Source organism: Streptomyces sp. NPDC052496 (genome assembly GCF_040679095.1).
Lineage (GTDB): Bacteria > Actinomycetota > Actinomycetes > Streptomycetales > Streptomycetaceae > Streptomyces.
This window is the reverse complement of sequence record NZ_JBFAUH010000032.1, coordinates 66,758-86,265: the sequence shown is the minus strand read 5'-3', so window position 1 is coordinate 86,265 and position 19,508 is coordinate 66,758. Positions and strand designations below refer to the sequence as shown.

General features: G+C 75.0%; 10 protein-coding genes and 1 pseudogene. 5 read left to right on the top strand and 6 right to left on the bottom strand.

The window, feature by feature from the left end; all coding sequences use genetic code 11:
- Positions 1–37: 37 nt before the first annotated feature.
- Together AB0L45_RS33465 and AB0L45_RS33460 are read left to right on the top strand one after the other, a co-directional pair.
- Positions 38–2,833 carry an AAA family ATPase gene (locus tag AB0L45_RS33465; RefSeq protein ID WP_365846757.1) on the top strand — a complete coding sequence of 932 codons (2,796 nt, stop codon included), beginning with the start codon at positions 38–40 and terminating at the stop codon, positions 2,831–2,833.
- Positions 2,834–3,184: 351 nt separating this feature from the next.
- Positions 3,185–4,111, top strand: a complete 927-nt coding sequence (locus tag AB0L45_RS33460; RefSeq protein ID WP_365846755.1) for an ANTAR domain-containing protein — start codon at positions 3,185–3,187, stop codon at positions 4,109–4,111.
- A 13-nt stretch (positions 4,112–4,124) separates the two neighbouring features.
- Here AB0L45_RS33460 and AB0L45_RS33455 read toward each other — a convergent pair whose 3' ends face one another.
- The 4 genes from AB0L45_RS33455 to AB0L45_RS33440 form a co-directional block, all read right to left on the bottom strand.
- Positions 4,125–5,123, bottom strand: a complete 999-nt coding sequence (locus AB0L45_RS33455; RefSeq protein ID WP_365846753.1) for a 3-oxoacyl-ACP synthase — start codon at positions 5,121–5,123, stop codon at positions 4,125–4,127.
- Positions 5,120–10,906, bottom strand: coding sequence for a condensation domain-containing protein (locus AB0L45_RS33450; protein WP_365846751.1), 5,787 nt, complete (start codon positions 10,904–10,906; stop codon positions 5,120–5,122). Before AB0L45_RS33450 ends, AB0L45_RS33455 begins: the two co-directional genes overlap by 4 nt.
- Positions 10,907–10,975: 69 nt before the next feature.
- Positions 10,976–14,038, bottom strand: coding sequence for an amino acid adenylation domain-containing protein (locus tag AB0L45_RS33445; protein ID WP_365846749.1), 3,063 nt, complete (start codon positions 14,036–14,038; stop codon positions 10,976–10,978).
- A gap of 277 nt (positions 14,039–14,315) precedes the next feature.
- A complete protein-coding gene (locus AB0L45_RS33440; RefSeq protein WP_365846747.1) occupies positions 14,316–16,217 on the bottom strand; it encodes a helix-turn-helix domain-containing protein in 1,902 nt (633 codons plus the stop codon).
- 257 nt (positions 16,218–16,474) lie between these two features.
- On the opposite strand from AB0L45_RS33440, the gene AB0L45_RS33435 reads away from it, so the two are divergent.
- Positions 16,475–16,810 (top strand): hypothetical protein, encoded by a 336-nt coding sequence (locus AB0L45_RS33435; RefSeq protein ID WP_365846745.1) that lies wholly within the window; start codon positions 16,475–16,477, stop codon positions 16,808–16,810.
- A gap of 45 nt (positions 16,811–16,855) precedes the next feature.
- On the opposite strand, the gene AB0L45_RS33430 is transcribed toward AB0L45_RS33435, so the two are convergent.
- Complete coding sequence (locus tag AB0L45_RS33430; RefSeq protein ID WP_365846743.1) at positions 16,856–17,014, bottom strand: hypothetical protein; 159 nt, start codon at positions 17,012–17,014, stop codon at positions 16,856–16,858.
- A 103-nt stretch (positions 17,015–17,117) separates the two neighbouring features.
- The gene (locus AB0L45_RS33425; RefSeq protein ID WP_365846788.1) at positions 17,118–17,342 is read right to left on the bottom strand and encodes a DUF5133 domain-containing protein; all 225 of its coding nucleotides are present in this window, start codon (positions 17,340–17,342) and stop codon (positions 17,118–17,120) included.
- Between the two features lie 198 nt (positions 17,343–17,540).
- Between AB0L45_RS33425 and AB0L45_RS33420 the strand changes: the two are divergent.
- Together AB0L45_RS33420 and AB0L45_RS33415 are read left to right on the top strand one after the other, a co-directional pair.
- A pseudogene (locus tag AB0L45_RS33420) lies at positions 17,541–18,080 on the top strand (SDR family oxidoreductase); the annotation flags it as partial.
- Positions 18,081–18,138: 58 nt separating this feature from the next.
- Entirely contained in the window at positions 18,139–19,458 is a 1,320-nt protein-coding gene (locus AB0L45_RS33415) for an erythromycin esterase family protein (protein ID WP_365846741.1), read from the top strand.
- Positions 19,459–19,508: the final 50 nt, after the last annotated feature.

Here is a 19,508-nt window from a genome sequence, read left to right as displayed (position 1 = left end):
GGCCGCACAGGGCACCTGCGAGCGCCCGGGGGGCGACATGGACGTCAGGCGACGGACTTCCGGCTGGTCCCGGCTCTCCCGCCCGGCGGGCCCGGGGCTGGTGGGACGCGGGCGCGAACGCCGTCTGCTCGACGACCTGCTGGCCGCCGGGGCGGACGGGGGCGCGGCGCTGCTGCTGTGGGGAGAGCCGGGGGTGGGCAAGACGGCGCTCCTGGAGTACGCCGCGGAGCAGGCCGGGGACGCCGCGCTGTGGGCGCGGGGCATCGAGTCGGAGACGGTGCTGCCGTTCGCGGCGCTGGCCGACCTGTTGCTCCCGTTTGCTGCGGAATTCAGGGAACTCCCCGGGGTGCAGCGCGCGGCGCTGGAATCGTGCCTGGCCCTGTCGGGTGAGCCGCTGGCCAACCCGTACGCGGCCTGCATGGGCGCGCTGAACGTGCTGGCGTCGCTGGGTGAGAAGAAGCCGGTGGCGGTGCTCGTCGACGACCTCCAGTGGGTCGACCCGTCCTCCCAGCGGGTGCTGTTGTTCGTCGCGCGGCGGGTGGCGGGCGAGCGGGTGGCGCTCGCGTTCACCTCGCGCGAGGAGCACGGTGAGCCGGGCGCGCCGCACAGTCTGCCGTCCGTCGAGGTCACTGGGCTGTCGCGGAGTGAGTGCGGGCAGCTGCTGCGGCGGGCGGGCGTGGTGACCGCGCCGGCGGTGGAGGCGGACCTGGTCACGGTCAGCGGCGGCAATCCACTGGCCCTCCTGGAGGCCGCCCGCTCGCTGACCCCGGAACAGGCACGCGGCGAGGAGCCGATGCACAACCCGCCGTCGCTGGGCCGGCACCTGGAACACGCCTGGTCGGCCCGGATCAACGCGCTCCCCGAGGCCACCCGGCAGGCGCTCACCGTGCTGGCCGCGCACCGGTCGACGGCGCTGGCCGGGCTGTGCGAGGCGCTGGAGGTGCTCGGCCTGTCGCTGAAGGCGCTGTGCCCGGCCGAGGAGGACGGCCTCGTGACCTCGAACGGTGACGGGCTGGACTTCCGCCACCCCGTGCTGCGTCCGCTGGTGCTCGGGCGGGCGCCGCTGGCCCACCGGCTCGCCGCGTTCGGTGCCCTCGCCGAGGTCACCCGCGGGCCGCTGCACGCGTGGTACCGGGCGGCCGCCGCCACCGGGCCCGACGAGCGGGCCGCCGCCGCCCTGTCGGAAGCGGCGGAAGAGGCGCGCCGGCGCAGCGCGTTCGAGGAGTCGGCGCTGGCCTGGCGGCGCGCCGCGGAGCTGACCGGGGACCGGGCGGCGCGCGCGGGCCTGCTGCACCGTGCCGCGTCCGACGCCTTCCTGGGCGGCTCGGCGTCCAGTTCGCGCTGGTGCGAGGAGGCGCTGCGTACGACGACGGAGCCCTCCGTGCGCGCCGACATCGAGCTGCTGCTGGGCCGTATCCACACCTGGAACGGCGAGCCCGCGCGCGCCTACGAACTCCTCGTCGAGGCCGCGCGGAACATCCGCCGCACCGATGCCGTACGGGCCTGTGTCCTGCTCGCCGAGGCGGTGGTGCCCGCGAGCATGGACGGCCGGGTGGCCTCCGCCGTACGGATCGCCGAAGATTCGTTCCGCCTGGCCTCCGAGTCGGGGCCGGACCGCTGGCTGAGCATGGCGCTGCTCGGATCGGCGCTGACGCTCTCCGGGCAGATCGGCCGGGGCGTGGCCATGCTGGGCGCCGCCGACGGGCACTGTACCGGCGATCCCGTACGTAACCAGCAGCTGTACGCGCTGGCCGGGCAGGCGTGGACCTGGGTCGAGGACCGCGACCGCAGCCGCCGGCTGCTCAACTCCGCCGTGGAGTCCGCCCGCCGGCACAGCGCGCCCGGCGTCCTGCCGTTCACCCTGGCCGTACGCAGCGACCTGGAGGCCCGCGTCGGCCACTGGAACGCCGGGTACGGCGACGCCACCGAGGCCCTGCACTGGTCCGAGGAGCTGGGCCAGATCTCCTGCGTCGGCTACAGCCTGGCCTGCCTGGCCCGGCTGGACGCGCTGCGCGGCGACCGGGTGCGGTGCGAGGAGCAGGTGAGCCGCGCCCGGCGGGAGGTCGGCGGGTACGGCATCGGCTGTCTGGAGATGCACCTGACCGCGGCCCTGGGGCTGGCGGCCCTCGCGCACGGCGACCACTGCGCCGCCGCCGGCCAGCTGGAGCAGAGCTTCGCGCTGGTCGTCGCGCAGGGGGTGGGCAACCCGCTGGTCGTGCCGTGCGCCGCCGACCTCGTCGAGGCGCAGCTGCGTACGGGCGACACGGCGCGCGCCGCGGAGGTAGCGGCGTGGCTGGAGGAGCGGGCGCGGGCCACCGGGCTGGCGTCCGCGGAGGCCGCCGCCGCCCGCTGCCGGGGACTGCTGGCCGCGTCGCACGAGGCGGCGCGGGCCGCGTTCGCCGCGGCCCGGGCGGCGCACGAGCGCGTCCGGGAGCCGTTCGAGCAGGCCCGTACGCTGCTGTGCGAGGCGGAACTGCTGCGCCGCTACCGCCGTCCCGGCGCCGCCCGCGCCCCGCTCACCTCGGCGCTGGCGCGCTTCGAGAGCCTGGGCGCGCTGCCGTGGGCGCGGCGCACCGCCGGTGAACTGGCCGCCACCGGTGCCCCGCCGACGGCGCCGGCCGCGCCGGACGGGGTCTGGGAGCAGCTGACGCCGCAGGAGTTCCAGGTGGCCCGCGCGGTGGCGCGCGGCCTGAACAACACCGAGGCGGCGGTCTCCCTCTTCGTCTCCCGCAAGACGGTCGAGGCCCATCTCACCCGCGTCTACCGCAAACTGGGCGTGCGCTCCCGCACCGAGCTGACGCGGCTGATGGCGTCCGGCGAACTGGTCGACTGAAGCCGGCCGCGCGGGGCACCGACTGGCAGTGCACCTACGAGACGGCCTACGGGCACCAGCTGCGGGCCGCCTTCCCGCCCCGGAACAGCGAGCGGGCGCGCCGCGCGGTGCTCGCAGCCGTGGCCGCGGCCGGCTGCGAGGTACGCCGCCTGCGGACGGTGCACGGTACGTCCGTCCGGGCGGCACCCGGCAGCTGAGTGAGCCCTGCCACAGAAGGCCCGGAGGGGCCCGCGTCCTGCGAGACCCGCGCGGGGGATGGGTTAGGTTCGCAAAGGCCGAGGTGCCGACGGACAGCCGCCCCCGACGGCTCGTCGCGCCCCGGTGAACGGCCTGATCAGGGAGAGAATCGCGATGCAAGAGCCAGTGGACCCGCCGGCGGCGGCGCACCAGCCGGACCCGGCCGCCGGACCGCCGGACGCCGGCGGCGCCCTGGGCGACGGGCCCCGGGACGACACCCGGGCAGAGCTCGACCGGCTCCGCCGGGAGGTGCGGGACCTGCGCGGCAAGCTGCTCGCGCATCCGCTGATATCCCAGGCGCAGGGCCTGCTCCAGGAGCGCTACCGGCTGCCGGACGCGCAGACCGCGTTCGAGCTGATGAAGCGCTGTTCGCAGCAGCACAACCTGAAACTGCGCAACCTGGCGTCCGCCGTGGTCTCCGTCCCCCGCCCCGACGACGAACGGGGCCTGTGGTTCCCCGGCCGGACCGCCAGCACCCCTCCCCCGCTCCGCTTCCTGCCCGGCCACCGGCCCGACACGGTCAACCGCAGCACCGTCCTGCGTCAGGTGCTCCACCAGGCGCTGGCGTGCACCGACGCCCCGATGGGCGACCTGCAGACGGTGGAGCCGCCCGTCGGGCTGCGGATGGAGCACCACAGCGGGCTCAGCGAGGAGTTTCTGGACTTCTTCGCCGTGGTCGAGGAGGGCACGTCCTGCTCCCTCGCCGCCCGCCGCCGGGTCCGCGTCGCCGCGGACGTGGCCACCGATCCGGCCATCAGTGATCCCGCCCGCGAAATGATCCTGTCGGTGGGCAGCCGCACCGCCCACAGCATGCCGATGCTCTCGTCCGCGGGCCGCACCGTCGGCGTGTTCTCCCTCCACCTCCCCCGCGCACGCCAGTCCCTGACGCGCCCTCAGGCCCAGGCCCTGGACGGGATGGCCGCCCAGGCCGGCCGGTGGCTGGAGTGGCACCGCCACACGGTCCTGCAGGACGCTCTGGAGGACCTGCACCGGCGCGGCAAGGCCCTGCGGGCGGATCCGAGGCGGGGGTTCGCGGATTAGGGCGCGTCCGTGTTCAGAGGCATACGGCACCGCCCTCCCCCGTACCGTGTTCGACGAGCATCGCGCTCCATGCCGCCGCCGGGCTCATGTTGAGTACGACGGCGAGGCCGCCTTCGGGCAGGTGGCCGCGGTCGATGGCGGTGGCCAGGTTGAACAGGGCGTCGTTGGGGCCGAGGTGACCGTTGTCCCGTAGGTTGTCGGCGCACGCGTCGGAGAGTTTCACGTCCAGCGACTCGGCGACGATCCGCAGCGCGGCGGCCGACAGGTTCTGTCCGATGTAGCAGGAGACCGCGTCCCGGTCGACGCCGTTGCGCTCCAGCAGCCGCCGGGTCAGGGCCGCGATCCGCTTGCGGGACTCGACCGCGAGGCGGAACGCGTACGTGGGGATGTCGGTGCACTCCTCGCGCCACCGGTCCGGTTCCCGGCCCCGGTAATCGACGTGGAACAGGTTCCAGTACGCGCCGCTGGTCTCCAGCAGGATGTCGCGGACGCGCAGCGGTCCGTCCCGGGCGACCAGGACCGCCTGGCCGCTGTCGCCGTTGACGGTGACCGGGTGCCGGTAGCGGCGGGTGGTGACCGGCGTGCTGCCGTGCACGACGAGGATGCGGGCGGCGGCCGGGTCGGTGGCGAGCCGCCCGGCCGCGGCGAGCAGGGCGGGTACGACCGAGGCGCAGCCCAGGCCGCCCACCGAGAACGCCCAGGCCCGGTCCGCGCCGAGCAGCGCTTGCAGGCGGGTCGTCTCGGACGTGGCGAACGCTTCCGGGGCGCGGGGCTCGATCATGATCAGGCCGTCCAGCCGGTCCGGGGCGAGCCCGGCCGTGGCGAGGGCCTGCTGTCCGGCCCGGGCCGCCAGGTCCACGGCGGACAGGCCGTCGCCGACGGCCACCCGTTCGATGCCGAGGGCCAGGCAGGCGGCCCGTTCCGGATCGCTGAGCGCGGCCAGTTCCGGCAGCCCGGCCAGGGCGGTCCGGCCCGGCAGGTGGGTGGCCGTGGTGTGCAGGGCGATGGTCATTCCCCGATCCCCGCTTCCAGCTGTTCGATCTGGTGCTGGCTCAGCGCGACCAGGGGGAAGTCCGACGGCACGTGTCCGCCCGCGCCGGGCCGGTCCGTGTACGCCGCCAGTCCGGTCAGCAGGGCGGCCCAGCCTTCGCACAGCTCGCGGGCCGCTTCCTCGGCGACGAGATTGCGCGAGCACGCGACGGCGAGGTGCAGTTCGGCTCCGTCCGGTCCGTCGACGACCGTTCCGGAGGCCTCCAGCGCGTGGCCGGGGGGCACGCTCTCCGCGCCTTCGCCACTGTGGTGGAGCATCCGCCAGCCGCCGGCCGCGTCGTCCCGCGCCGCGCCGTCCGGGCCGGTTGCGCCGCCGGTGAGGGCGCCGAGGTAGTTGAACCCGATCGACGGGGCGGCCAGTCCGGCCAGCGCGCTGCCCGTGTCGCGGCCCAGGTAGCGCAGCGCGCCGTAGCCCAGGCCGTTGCCGGGGACGGCACCGAGCTGTTCCTTGACGCGTTTGACGAGGTGCCCGGCGGCGGGCCCGCCGGCCCGTACCTCGGCCAGGTCGACCGTGGCGGGGTCCAGCCGTACGGGGTAGGCGCAGGTGAACCAGCCCACCGTACGGGTCAGGTCCATGTCCTCGGTGAGCGGTTCGCGGCCGTGGTCCTCCACGTCGACCAGCACCGGCCCGGTGCCCTCGCCGCGCGCCGCCCGCCATTCGGCCACCGCGGCGGCCAGGGTGGCCAGCAGGAGGTCGCCGGTCCCGGAGTAGAACGCTGCCGGTACGGCGGTGAGCAGCGCGGTGGTCACCGCCGTCGGCAGCAGCAGGGACACGCGTCCGGTGTCGGCCGGGCCGTCGCGGTCCGGGTCGAGGGGCCGGCCGCCGGGCAGCGGTGCGCCGGGGGCGAGGATCCGCTGCCACACGGGGAGTTCGGCCTGCCAGTCCGGGGTGCCGGCGAACTTCGCCAGGGTCCGTACCCACCGCCCGAAGGAGGTCGGCACCGGCGGCAGCGCCGCGGGCCCGCCCGCCGCGAGCGCGTGGTACGCCGCTTCCAGGTCGTGCAGCAGGATCTTCCAGGACAGTACGTCGGTCGCGAGGTGGTGGGCGGCGAACAGCAGCCTGCCGTCCTCGGCGGTCCCCCGGTCCAGCAGGACGAGCTGGGTCATGACGCCGGCCCGGGGGTCGAGCCGCCCGTACGCCGCCCGGCTCTCCCGCTGTACGAGGGCGTCGAGTTCCCGCGCGTCGGTACCCGCCGCGTCGACCCGGCGCAGTTCGGCACCCGTACCGTCCGCGTCGGGCTCCCGCACCGTCAGGGACCAGGTGGTGGGGTCGGTGCCTTCCTCGCCCGTCAGCCGGGCCCGCAGCATGTCGTGCCGGCCGAGCACCGCGCGGTAGGCGGCCGTCAGGGTGGCGGGGTCGGTGCCGGCGGGGACGGCCAGGGTCGCCGACTGGGCGAACCGGGCCGGGATGCCTGCCCGTCCGGCGAATTCGCGCATCACCGGGGTGAGCGGGATGCCGCGGCCCGCGCCGCCGTCCGCCTCCGCGCCGTCGTCCGCCTGCGGGCGGCCGGGCACGGCTTCGGCCGCCGCCGCGATCGCCGCGGCGGTCCGCTGCTCGAAGACGTCGCGCTGCGTGATCTGCACACCGCACCGGCGGGCGCGGGCCACCAGCTGGATCGACATCACCGAGTCCCCGCCGATGGTGAAGAAGTCGTCGTCGGCGCGGGCCGGGCCGGTGCCGACCAGCTCGCCGAAGAGCCTGCACAGGACGGCCAGTGCGTCGCCGGGGGCTTCGGCGGGTTGTGCGGTGCCGGGTGTCCCGTCGCCGGGTGTTGCGGAGCTAGGTGTTGCGGTGCCGGGTCCGGGCACCGGCCGCGCTGCCGGCTGCGGCTCCGCCCGCTGCGCAGGCCCGGCGTCCGCGGCCGGCTCGACGGCCGGTGCCGGGGCCGGGTCCGCGGCGGGCTCCGGCCGTACCGTCCGCTGCCGTCGGAGCTCGCCGATCGGCCGGCCCGGGTCCGCCACGGCGGCCGCGACCAGCTCGGGGAACCACTGGACCAGGCGGTCGGCGGTGGACCGGTCGAAGAGGGCCGTCGCGTAGTCGAGTTCGCCGGCCATCGGCCCGGCTCCGGTGTCCGCGATCCCGAAGGACAGGTCGAACTTGGCGGTGCCGGGCACCACCCCGCCGACGTCGGTGTCGGTGAACCGGCTGATCTCCACGCCGGCCATGCCGCCCTCGTACTGCGGCACGTTCTGGTAGGTGTACGTCACGTCGTACAGCGGGTGCCGGGCCAGGTCGCGCCGGGCGCCGCCGGCCGTGACGATCTGGCCGACCGGGATCTCCTCGTGGTCCAGGACGCCCGCGACGGTGCCCGCGCAGCGCCGGACCAGCTCGTCGAAGGTCAGGTCCGCCGTGGTGTCGGTGCGGAACGGCGGGAGGTTGTTGAAGTAGCCCAGGACCTCCTGGACGTCGGGGTGGACCCGGCCGGAGGTGGCGACGCCGATGACGATGTCGCGGTGTCCCGACCACAGGTGGACCAGCGCGTCGAGCGCGGCGAGCATGGTGACGAAGGTGGTGACCCCGTGGTGGCGGCTGTACTCCCGCACCCGCCCGGCGGTCACGGCGTCGACGTGGAAGGGCAGCACCTCCCCGTCGTACGACTGGACGTCCGGGCGCGGCCGGTCCAGCGGCAGTTCAGGGCGGCTGAGGCCGTCGAGTTCCGCGCGCCAGAATTCCAGGCTGCGCCGCCACTTGCGGCCGCCCGGCAGGGCGCGGTGCCAGGCGGCGTAATCCTGGTACTGGACGGGCAGTTCGGGCAGCCGGGCCGGGGTGCCGGTGGTGCGCGCCCGGTAGAACTCGGCGAGGTCGCGGGAGAAGATCGCGGTGGATCCGCCGTCGAAGACGGTGTGGTGGAACGTCAGGACGAGGACGTGGTCCTCCTCGCTCCGTTTGATCAGCAGGACCCGCAGCAGGGTGTCCCGGGTGAGGTCGAAGGGCTGCGCGACGGCGTCCCTGATGAGGGTGCGGACGCGCGGGCCGCGCTGGTCCTCCGGCAGCCGGCTGACGTCCAGGACGGCCAGCAGCGGTTCCGGGGCGGTGAACGTCACGTACGGGGCGCTGTTCTCATCGGTCAGGAAGGTGCTGCGCAGTACCTCGTGGCGGCCGGCCATGTCGGCCAGCGCGTCCTGGAGGGCGGCCGGGTCCACCGGGCCGGTCAGATGCAGCGGTGCGGGCACGTTGTAGAGCGGGCTGCCCGGGTTGACCTGGTCGAGGTACCACAGGGGTTCCTGGCCGAAGGACAGCGGCAGCGGCCCGTCCCGTCCGATGCGGGGGATCGGCCGGCCGGTCTGCTCGTCCGTCGCGTCGGCGTCGTCGGAGTGCCCGGCGCCACCGGCGGTTTCCGTGGCGTCCGCCAGTTCGTGGAGCCGGCCGGCGAGGGCGCGGACGGTGGGGTGTGCGTACAGGTCGGCGAAGGTGACCTGCACGCCGAAGTCCTGCTGGAGGCGGCGGAGCAGGCCGACGCCCACGAGTGAGGTGCCGCCGAGCATGAAGTAGTCCGAGTCGGGCCCCGCGTCCGGCCGGTCGAGCAGGTCCGCCCATACTTCGGCGACGCGCCGTTCGGTTTCCGCGAGGCCGGGCGGCGCCACGGCGCGCGGCGCGGAGGGCGCGGCCGGGCCGCGGCCGGTGGCGGGCCGCCCGGAGCGGAGCCGGGTCGGCTCGAAGGGGTACGTCGGTGCCTCGATGCGCCGTACGGTGGTGTCGCGGTAGTACCGCTCCCAGTCGAGGGCGGCGCCGAGCGTGTACAGGCGGCCGAGGCGTTCCAGGACGCCGGCGAGCGTGCCGTCCCCGGCGAGGTCCACCACCGGCAGCTCCGGGGCCAGTGCGGCGATCTCCCGCGTGAGGACGCCCCCGGGGCCGAGTTCCACCAGCAGGGCGCCGTCCCGCACGAGCCCGGCCACCACCGGCTCCAGCCGCTCCCGGTCGGGCACCGCGGACAGGTGCTGTTCGCACGCCTCGGTGACGGCTGTGGCGAGCGGGAGCTTTCCGCGTACGGCGCGTACGGCCAGGTTGCCCGCGCCGGAGCCGATCAGGCTGAAGTCCGCCAGTCCCAGCGACTCGGCCACCCGGTAGAGCGCGTACTGCCGCACGACGGTCCGGCCGGCCGGGTCCGGGGTCGCGGCGTCGAGTTCCGCGCATGCGGCGGGTACGGGGAAGTGGGCGCGCAGCCGCGCCCAGACCGCGTCGTCCAGGAGCGCGTCCCCGGAGAACAGCAGGACGGGCCGCGGCGCGTCGGCGGCGGGTGCTTCGGGGACGGTCACCGCCCGCAGCCGGGCGGCCAGTTCGCCGGTCGTCCCGGCGGTCACGGCCAGCCGGTACGGGTGGTCGTCGCGGCCGCGGTTCAGGGTGTGCGCGACGGCCCGCAGCGGCTGGTCCGTACGTGCGGCGAACGCGGCGACCCGGGCGCGGTAGCGGTCCAGGGCACCGGCCGAGCGGGCGGACACCGTGACCAGTTCCGCGGCCGGCACGGCGGCGCCGGAGGCCGGGACGGCGGGCGCCTGTTCCAGTACGGCGTGCACATTGGTACCGGTCATGCCCCAGCTGCTCAGTCCGGCGCGGCGGACGGCGGTCCCGTTCTCCCAGGGCCCCGGCGCGTCGTCGACGTACACCGGGCCGCTGAAGTCGATCAGCGGGTTGGGGGCGGTGAAGTTGACGGCCGGGTAGCGGGTGCCGTACCGCAGCGCCGCGATGACCTTGAACAGGCCGGCGATCGCCGCGACATTGCCCAGGTGCCCGATGTTCGCCTTGACGGAGCCGATGGCGCACTGCCGGCCGGTCACGCCGGCGTCGGCGAACGCCCGGCGCAGCGCGTCCACCTCGACCACGTCGCCGAGCGGCGTGCCGGAGCCGTGGCACTCGACGTAACCGATCGTGCGGGCCTCCACGTCCCCGTCCCGCCACGCCCCGGTCAGCACGTCCGCCTGGGCGGCCTGGCTGGGCGCGGCCATGGTGGCGGCGCGGTAGCCGTTGTGGTTGACGGCGATGCCTTTCAGGACGGCCAGGACGGGGTCGCCGTCGGCCACCGCGGCGGACAGCGGTTTCAGTACGACGACACCGCCGCCCTCCCCCGCGGTCATGCCGTTGGCGTCGGCGTCGAAGGGACGGCACCGCTCGTCGCTGGACTCCAGGCCCGGCAACGGGGACCAGTCGGCCCGGCGGACCATCATCGGCAGCAGGCTGACGCCGCCGACGATGGCCATCGGGGCTTCGCCGCCGCGCAGGTGGCGGACGGCGAGGCTCAGGGCGGTCAGCCCGCTGCTGCACGCGGTGTCCACCACGAGGGCGGGCCCCCGGAGGTCGAAGAGGTAGCTGAGGCGGGCGGCCAGCGCGGCCGTCGACGTGCCGAGCAGGCCCACCACGTCGCGGTCCTCGTCCTCCAGCCAGGTGGGGGCGGCCTCCACGGCCGCGAGGAGCACCGCGGTCGCCGAGCCGCGCAGCGCGGCCGGGGCGTAGCCGGCGGACTCGACGGCCTGGTGGGTGAGCTGGAGCAGCATCCGCTGGTTCGGGTCCATCAGCTCGGCCTCGCGGCGCGGAATGCCGAAGAGTTCGTGGTCGAACAGGTCGATCCGGTCCAGGTAGCCCATGGAGAGGTACCGTTCGCCGGGGTCGTCACCGGGCCGCAGCCGCTCGGGGCCCGGCCGGCCGACGCTGTGGCGGCCGGTGCGCAGGTTGTGGTGGAACGCCTCCAGGTCCGCCGCGTCGGGAAAGATCCCGGCAGCCCCGATGATCGCGACGTCGCCTGTCCTCATGTGTCTTCTCCGATGTTCCGGCGGTCCGGGACCGCGGGGTGGGGGCCGGTCCGGCCTGTGCTGCGGGTGCTACAGCTCGTGGCTGTGGTCGTCGTCGACGGGGAGCAGGCGGCGCCGGTCGACCGTCTCCGCCATCGCCTCGATGGTCGAGTGTTCGAAGAACAGCGCGACCGGCAGGTCTGCGCCGCTATAGCGGGCGAGTTCGTTGCGTACGGCCAGAAGGTTCAGCGAGGTGCCGCCGGTGTCGAAGAACTTCTCGCGCACGCCGAACTCCGGGCGCCCCAGCACACGGCACCAGATGCGGTGGACGGCGCGTTCGGTCGCGGTGCGCGGGCCGCGGTCCGCCGGCGGGCGGACCGGGTCGGGCGCGGGCAGCGCGGCCCGGTCGACCTTGCCGCCGGGGGTCAGCGGGAACCGTTCCAGGACGACGGTCGCCGACGGCCGCAGGTACTCCGGCAGGTGGTCGTCGGCGAACCGCCGGACGGCGTCCGCGACCGGCGCCCCCGGGTGCGCGGGCACGACGTACGCGATCAGCCGCTTGTGCCCGGGGGTGTCCTCCCGTACGGTCACGACCGCTTGGGCGGCCTCCGGGCAGCGGGCCAGGACGGCGGCCGTCTCGTCCGGTTCGACGCGGTAGCCGCGGATCTTGACCTGGTGGTCGGTGCGGCCGAGGAACTCCAGGTGCCCGTCGGCGTTCCAGCGTACGAGGTCGCCCGTACGGTACGCGCGTCCGCCGTAGGGGCAGGCGACGAACCGTTCCGCGGTGAGCGCGGGCCGGTCCAGGTAGCCCCGTGCGACGCCGAGGCCGCTGAGGTACAGCTCCCCGGGGACGCCGGCCGGCACCGGCCGCAGCACCGGATCCAGGACGTACAGGCGGACACCGGCGCGCGGGCCGCCCAGCGGCAGCGTGTCCGGCACCCGGTCGCCCGGGCGCAGGGTGTGCACGGTCGCGCACAGGGTCGCCTCCGTCGGCCCGTACAGGTGGCGGATCTCCAGGTCGGGGCAGGCGCGGGCGACGCGTGCCACGGCCTCGGCGGGCACCACGTCGCCGCCGGTGAGCAGGTGCCGCAGGCCGGCCAGGCACGCGGGTGTCTCCTGCGCCAGTGCCCGGAACAGGCCGGCCGTCAGGTGGACGGAGGTCAGCCCGGCGCCGGCGGCCAGGGAGGTCAGCAGGTCTGAGTCGGCGACGCCCTCGGGGGCCACCACGACGCAGCCGCCGTTCAGCAGCGGCACCCAGACCTCCAGGAAGGAGGCGTCGAAGGTGTGCGGGGCGTGGAAGAGCATCCGGCCGGTGGCGCACCCGCCCCAGCAGGGGTCCGCGGCCAGCGCCGCGACGCTGCCGTGCGTCGCCGTCACGCCTTTCGGCTCACCGGTGGATCCGGAGGTGTACATCACGGAGAACGCCGAGCCGGCCGTCACCGCGGCCGGTACGGGGCCCGTCCCCGGGAAGGCGAGCGCTTCCGCCAGGGCGCCTTCGGTCACCTCGAAGGCCGGTGCCGCGTTCCCGGTCATCAGGGCGGTACGCCGGGCCGGGCCGCCCGGGTCGACGGGCACGTACGCCGCACCTGCCTTCAGGACGCCGAGGAGCACGGCCGGCAGGTGCGGCGACCGGGGCAGCCGCACCGCCACCCGGTCCCCGTCCCGGACCCCGCGGGACCGCAGGAACCGGGCGACGGCGTCCGCCCTGGCGTCCAGTTCCCCGTACGTCAGCGTGGTGTCCCCCTGCACGACCGCTTCCTGGTCCCGGCAGCGCGCCACCACCCGCGCGAACATGCCGGTCACCGTCTCCCCCGCCGTGCCGGGCGGCCCCAGGTTCACCCCTGTGGTCAGCCGCTCCCGTTCGCCGTCCAGCAGGGCGTCGATCTCCGACGGACGGACCGGGGCGTCCCCCACCAGCTGTTCCAGCACCCGCAGCAGGCGCCGCGCCACGGTTTCGGCCGCGTCCCGGTCGAACAGGTCCGGCCGGTAGGTGAGCAGGAAGTCGTCGGACAGGGCGTTGAGGGCGAGGGGGTAGTGGGCCGCGGCCCGGCCGGTGACCTGGTCGAGCCGGACGCCGCCGCCGAGGTCGCGGGCGGGCAGCTCGCGCGGCAGGTTCTGGCAGACCACCAGCGTGTCGAACAATTCCGGTACGCCGGTGAGCGGGCGCAGCTCCCCCAGGCCGACGTACTCGTGGGCGAGCAGCGCGCCCTGCTCCCGGACCAGCCGGCGCAGGAAGCCGTCCAGCGGCTCCCGCGCGCCCCACCGCACCCGTACGGGAAGCGTGTTGATGAACATGCCGACCATGCCCTCGACGCCCGGCACGTCCGGCGGCCGGCCGGCGGTCGTCGTGCCGAACACCACGTCGTCACGCCCGGTCAGCCTGCCGAGCAGGATGCCCCACGCGGCGCGCACCAGCGTGCTCACCGTCACGCCCAGGTCCCGTGCCCGGCGCTCCAGCCCGGCACTCAGCGCCGCGCCCACACCGACGGAAAGCTCGACCGGTTCCGCCGGGGCGCGCTCGCCCCGGGCGCCCGCGACCAGCGTGGGCCGTACGTCCGCGAGCGCCTGCCGCCAGGCCGCGAGAGCGGCGTCCCGGTCCTGCGCGGCCAGCCAGGACATGTACGCGGCGTACGGCGTCACGGGCGGCAGGCAGGCGGCGTCCCCCGCGTGCTCGTACAGCGTGGCCCATTCCTCCAGAAGGGTCGCGAGGGACCAGCCGTCGCAGAGAATGTGGTGCAGCCCCAGCAGAATGCGGTACCGGCCGGCGGCGCGCCGTAGCACCGTCACCCGTATCAACGGGGATTCGGCGAGATCGAAGCGGCGCGCCCATTCCCGGTCGGCCACCTGTTGCACGCGGGATTCGTCCGCCGCGCGCAGATCGGTCTCCGTCCAGGGAATGTCCACCTCACGGAGCACGCACTGCACGGTTTCCCCGGAGTCGAGGGTGCGGAATACCGCCCGCAGGGGTGCGTGCCTGCGAGTGAGCTGCTGGAGCGTGGAACGCAGCAGGCCGGTGTCGACCGGCCCGAGGAAATCCAGCGTGGTCTGGCTGCGATAGACATCGGTGGCCCGCGCATCGTGACCGGCGTGGAAGAACATGCCTTTCTGCACGGCCGTCAGCGGCCATATGTCAGCTAATTCCGGCTTTCCCATGGGCGCGGCCCCCGCTTCACTCAGCGTCCGCTCAGCACGGCATGCCGGTCATGTTATCCAGCTCCGCGCCGCGAAAGGGGACGTCCAACTGTGCAGTGGCCGCGCGTCATTGAGGTGTTCGGGTCAGCCGTCCCGGGCGGTGGCGGCCCGGGCGCGGAGCGCGGCCGGCCCGCGGACGGCGGTCTCCTGGCGGGGACCGCCGAGCCGTACGCAGGTCAGGAGCGGCGCAGCGGCCGGGGACCGCCGAGCACAGGGTGCGGGCCGGCCGGTTCGGGGCTCACCGGGGCCTGGCGGGTGCCACGGTGACGCCGTAGAGCCGGATCTTGCGGTAGATGGTGGCGCGGGAGATGCCCAGCTGCCGGGCCGCCGCGTCGCGGTTGCCCGCGGCGTCGTGCAACGCGCGGACGATCGCGTCGCGTTCGGCGGTCTCCCAGGGCGTGAGCGTGCGGCGGCAGGAACTGTGGCACTCCGGTGCGAGGTCGTGCGGCCGCAGGTCGGCCTGCCGCCGCCCGCGTGCCGCCTGCTGGAGCACCCGGCTCAGGTGGCGCACGTTGCCCGGCCAGTCGAAGCGGGTGAGGACCTGCATCGCCGCCGGGGTGCAGGCCACGGCGGTGCCGTGGCCGTGGCGGGCCAGCAGCGCCGGGACGAGGTCGCGGATGTCCTCGGGCCGGTAGCGCAGCGGCGCCACCGCCACCGTGCACGGGAAGACGGCGCTGTCCAGGGCCGGGGGCACGGCGTCCGCCGGGACGGGCCCCTGCCCGGGGACCGTGTACAGTCCCGCCACCCACGGGCCGGCGCCCCGGTTGCGCCGCGCGCCGGCGAGCAGCGTCTCCAGCCGGTACATCAACTCCCGGCCCGCGACCTCCAGATGCTGGAGCACCACCGTGCCGTCCTCGTCCCGGAGCGCCTCCTCGGTGCGGGTCAGGACGTCCGGCGTGCGCCGGTCCGCCGTCAGGTCCACCACGTGCAGCCGGTTGCGGGGCCGCACCCAGTGGTGGGCGGCGCGGACCAGTGCCAGCTTGCCGACCCCCGCCTCGCCCACCACACGGACCGGCAGCCGCTGCCGGCAGGCGGCCACGACGTCCCGGCTCGCGGCGCGCCACGGCGGCGAGCTGCCGGCCAGGCCCGGCAGCAGCACCGGCAGCGGCGCCGGGGACGGCTGCGGGCCGGTCCGGGCGCCGGGCCTGCGGACCTCCGCGGCGGCACTCCCGCGGATCTCCGGCACGGTCATGCCGACGACGCAGCCCGCCGGCCGCCCCGGCGGGCCGACCAGGGTGCAGCGGGCCCGTACGTCCGCGCCGGAGGCCAGCCGCAGCGACACGTCGACGCGCTGCCGGCGGCTGCCCGCCGGGGCGGCGAGCAGGTCGGCGGCGAGCGCGCCCACCTGGCGCAGGTCCTGCGGCTCCAGGAGGCGGACCGCCTCGGTGTTGGCCGTACGCAGGGTGGGCGTCACCAGCAGCACCGGGCCGCTGGTGCGCCGGCCGGCGGCGAGGAACGCGTCCAGGGCCGCGCGCTCGTTGCCGGAGTACCGGTCCAGCAGCCGCTCCTCGATGTCAGCGGCGGCCTGCCGTACCACCGCGGCCATCAGCGGGGAGGCGTCCTGCCGCAGGCACGTCAGATTGACGACGCCTTCCTGCCGTCCGGTGAGCGGGTTGCGTACGGGGATGCCGGCGCACGCGGCGCGCTGCAGCGGCTCGGCGAAGTGCTCGGCTCCGAAGACGGTGCTCAGGCGCCGTTCGGCCAGCGCGGTGCCGATCCCGTTGGTGCCGACGGCCTCCTCCGCGTAACTGAAGCCGGGGGCCAGGTGCACCCGGTCCATCAGGCGGACGACCGCGGGGTCACCGCCCCGGCGGGTCAGGACCCGGGCCGCGGCGTCCGCGAGGACGACGCCGGCCGTGCAGTCGGCGAGCAGCTGCTCGACGCGGTCCAGGACCGGCGCCGCGGCGGACAGCAAGCGGCTGTCCCAGTCGATGTGTTGCCCGACGTGCGGGACGTGCAGCCGGTCGGCGTCGACCGCGTGCAGGCGGCAGCGTCTCCAGGAGGAAAGGACGGCGTCCCTGGCGCGGGGGTACGCCGCTGCCGCCGGCGCCGCCGTCTCCTGGGCGCCGTTCAGCATCCGCTCGCGTGCCCGCATGACCGCCTGTTCGGGGATGTCCCGGAATTCCATGGATGCAGTCATGCCCCGAGCGCGGAAGCGCGAGTCCCGCGAGCGGGCCCAATCGCCCCTGTGGGTACGGCACTCCGCCACCAAAGGTGGAAAGTCCGCCGGGACCAGGGCAGTTGCCGCCGTACCGTCTCAGAGTGAGACAGCGCGCCTGACCGGCCGCGTGCTGTAATTCCGAGTACGGCCGGACCTCCCCGCGTACGGCCGGTGCCCGCCGCGCACGGCCGACCCGCTCCCCGCGTCGCACGCCGACATCCACCCGAGGACCGCCCATGCCGAGCAGGCCGCAGGAGCCGACCGGGACGCCGTGCCGGAACGGACGCCCCGTCACCTTCGACGCGAGCCGGTCCGTGGACCCGTACGCGGCCCGGCTGGCCGAGGCGAACCGCAGCGCGCTGGCCGACCTCTACGCGTCGCTGGACATGCTGGAGAACCTGATCGGCCAGATCCGGGACCACGCGCACGACACGGTGGCGGGCGCCCACACCTGTCTCGCCCAGTCCCTGCACCATGTGCAGACGAGCCTGGCGACGGTGGAGGCGCTCACCGGTCTGACCCGCCACCTGCGGCCCAGGCCGGTGCCGCCGCGGGACAGCGGCCGGGCCTGAGCGGGGTCCGCACCGGGGCGGTGCCGCCTGTGCGGCGGCCGGCCGTCAGTCCTGGCCGGAGCGCAGTTCGCTCCAGTCCAGCAGTTCGTCGGCCTCGCGCTCCATCTCCTTGGCCAGCTGGCGGACCTGGGCCGGTACATCGCCGTGCTTCTCGATGAGGCTGTCGTAGATCGGTGGGCCGGCGGGCAGGCGGGCAGCGGTCATGTGGGGTCAGTCCTCGAACCATTCAGCCGCACCGTCCCCCGCCCGCGGCGGGGGTACTGACGCGGAAACTACAACGACGCCGGAACTGCGGGCCGAGCGCGTGTCAGGCGGCGAGGAGGGAATCCTCCCGCACGCCCGTGCCGGGCAGCCGGTGCCCGGCCGCGACCAGTGCCGCATCAACATCCTTCGTTCCGGTGGAAACGCACAGCGAGTAGGCGAGATCGTCCATCCGCCTGCGCAGCTCAGGACTGCCGTCCTCAGCACGCAGCACCCGCGGTGTCTCGTACTGCTGAACGACATTACCCAACACCACCGGGTGCGCCAACAGCGTCCTTTTCCCCCTTCATCACATGATCACCTCAGCTTTCGGCGGCAGTTACCCGCTCCATGGGACTCCATGCACCGAAGAGAAGGAGATACATCACACGGCTCCCCGCACACACCGCGCCCCGCGCACCCCGCACACCCGGCGCGCCGCACCGGCGATGCCGGCTCCCGACGCACGCAACAGGAAGGGAGCTCGACCCTGCGCCTCGGCCTCTCCGACCGCACGGCCGTGGTGACGGGTTCGTCCCAGGGCATCGGCCACGCCATCGCGACCGGCCTCGCGCGGGCGGGCGCGGCCGTCGCGCTGACGGGGCGCCACGCCGGACGGCTCGACGAGGCCGCCGGGCAGCTGCGGGAAGCGGTGCCCGGCGCCACGGTGTCCGGGGTGCGGGCCGGCCTCGTCACCGAGGCCGGTGCGCGGGCGGGCATGAAGGAGCGCGGCGGGGGACGCGTACAGAACATCGCCGGCGACTCCGCGGTCGTCAACTCCGTGATCGCCGGGGCGACGCGCACCGGCGGCGTCGAGGGCTTCGTATACCAGTTGGCCGACCGTGATCTTCCGTGGGACGCTGCCCAGCGCGAGTTCATGCGGCTGCGCCGCCCGCAGTCGTTGCTGGAACGCCTCATCGAGCCCGAGGAGACCGCCGACATGGTCGTCCACCTCAGGTCACCGCAGGCGTCGGCGACCACGGGCGGCGCGCTGCGCGTCGACGGCGGACACGTGGACGCGATCCTGCCTCGGAGCCCGTGTCCGACGCCGCCGGTTTCCGCCCCTGACCGAGAGATGAGCACCCGACATGCCCGACACCCACCACGATGCGCGCCACGCCGACGAGCGCGCCGGCGCCGGGAGCCGGTTCGCCGGCCGGCTGCGCGAGCGGGCCGCGGTGCTCGCCACCCTCGACCCCGAGGAACCGCTCGACGACCTGGAGCCGCTGCGGGAGCTCATCGGTGACGCCCGCGTCGTCGCGCTCGGCGAGAACTCCCACTTCATCCGGGAGTTCGGCCTGGCCCGCGAACGGGTGCTGCGCTTCCTCGTCCAGCGCTGCGGATTCACCGTGCTGGCCTTCGAGTTCGGCTTCAGCGAGGGCTTCGCGCTGGACGCGTGGGTGCAAGGGGAGGGCGCCGAGGAGGACTTCGCGCGGCAGACCGCGGCGAACATCCCCATCGGCCTGTCCGGTCCGCTGCACTGGCTGCGCCGCTACAACCGGACCGCGACCCTGCCCGTACGGTTCGCCGGTGTCGACGTGCCCGAGGCCGGGGGCTCGCTGCTGCCGGCCCTGGCGCCGGTAGCCGAGTACCTGCGCGAGGTGGACCCGGACGGACTGCCGCTCGTACAGGAGGCCATGAAGACCGCCGAGCGGTTCGGCGGTACGTCCATGGCGCTCGCCGCACCCGCCTGGGCCCGGCTGGACACCGGGGAACAGGACGCCCTCAGCGCGCGGCTGGTGCGCCTGCGGACCCGGCTGCGGGCCATGGAGCCGCTGTACGTCGAGCGGGGCGGCCGGTCCGCGTACGACATCGCGCTGCACCGCGCCGAGGCGGCGTGCCACACCGACCACCAGTTCCGGGCCATGGCCGCGCTGTACGCGGGCGAGACCGCGCCGGCCGACACCTCGGCCCGCGAGGTGTTCATGGCCGACTCGGTCCGGTGGCTGCTGGACCGCTCGGCGCCCGGTACGCGGGTCGTGCTGCCCGCGCACAACGCCCACATCCAGCGGACGACGGTCTCGTTCGACGGCCGTCTCACCGCACTGCCCATGGGCCTGCACCTGAGCCACGCCCTGGGCGCGGACTACTTCGCCCTCGCCATGACCAGCGTGGGCGGCCGTACCGGCGAGATGCATCTCGACGAACAGAGCCCCTTCGGCTTCCGCGTCGAGGACACCGCCCTCGGCGTACCGGAGCCGGGGAGCATCGAGGCCGCTGTCGTGGACGCCGGGCTGGACGCGGACATCAGCCTCGCCGGGCTGCGCGGACCGCGGAGCACGGACGGCTCCGACGGCCCCGACCGTATCCGTATGCAGAGCGGCTATCTGCACACCCCCGTGGCCGACGCCTTCGACGGCATCCTGACCGTCCCGGCCTCCACCGTGGTCGACGACCTCGGCTTCTGAGCACCGCCCGTCCGCCCCGCCGCGCACCCGTCCTGCCCCGCCCGATGCCG

Bases quoted from the DNA above. Each gene is read 5' to 3' on its own strand.
- AB0L45_RS33415 (WP_365846741.1), top strand. From the start codon at position 18,139: ATGCCCGACACCCACCACGATGCGCGCCACGCCGACGAGCGCGCCGGC.
- AB0L45_RS33465 (WP_365846757.1), top strand. From the start codon at position 38: ATGGACGTCAGGCGACGGACTTCCGGCTGGTCCCGGCTCTCCCGCCCG.
- AB0L45_RS33460 (WP_365846755.1), top strand. From the start codon at position 3,185: ATGCAAGAGCCAGTGGACCCGCCGGCGGCGGCGCACCAGCCGGACCCG.
- AB0L45_RS33445 (WP_365846749.1), bottom strand. From the start codon at position 14,038: ATGGGAAAGCCGGAATTAGCTGACATATGGCCGCTGACGGCCGTGCAG.
- AB0L45_RS33430 (WP_365846743.1), bottom strand. From the start codon at position 17,014: ATGACCGCTGCCCGCCTGCCCGCCGGCCCACCGATCTACGACAGCCTC.
- AB0L45_RS33440 (WP_365846747.1), bottom strand. From the start codon at position 16,217: ATGACTGCATCCATGGAATTCCGGGACATCCCCGAACAGGCGGTCATG.
- AB0L45_RS33435 (WP_365846745.1), top strand. From the start codon at position 16,475: ATGCCGAGCAGGCCGCAGGAGCCGACCGGGACGCCGTGCCGGAACGGA.
- AB0L45_RS33450 (WP_365846751.1), bottom strand. From the start codon at position 10,906: ATGAGGACAGGCGACGTCGCGATCATCGGGGCTGCCGGGATCTTTCCC.
- AB0L45_RS33455 (WP_365846753.1), bottom strand. From the start codon at position 5,123: ATGACCATCGCCCTGCACACCACGGCCACCCACCTGCCGGGCCGGACC.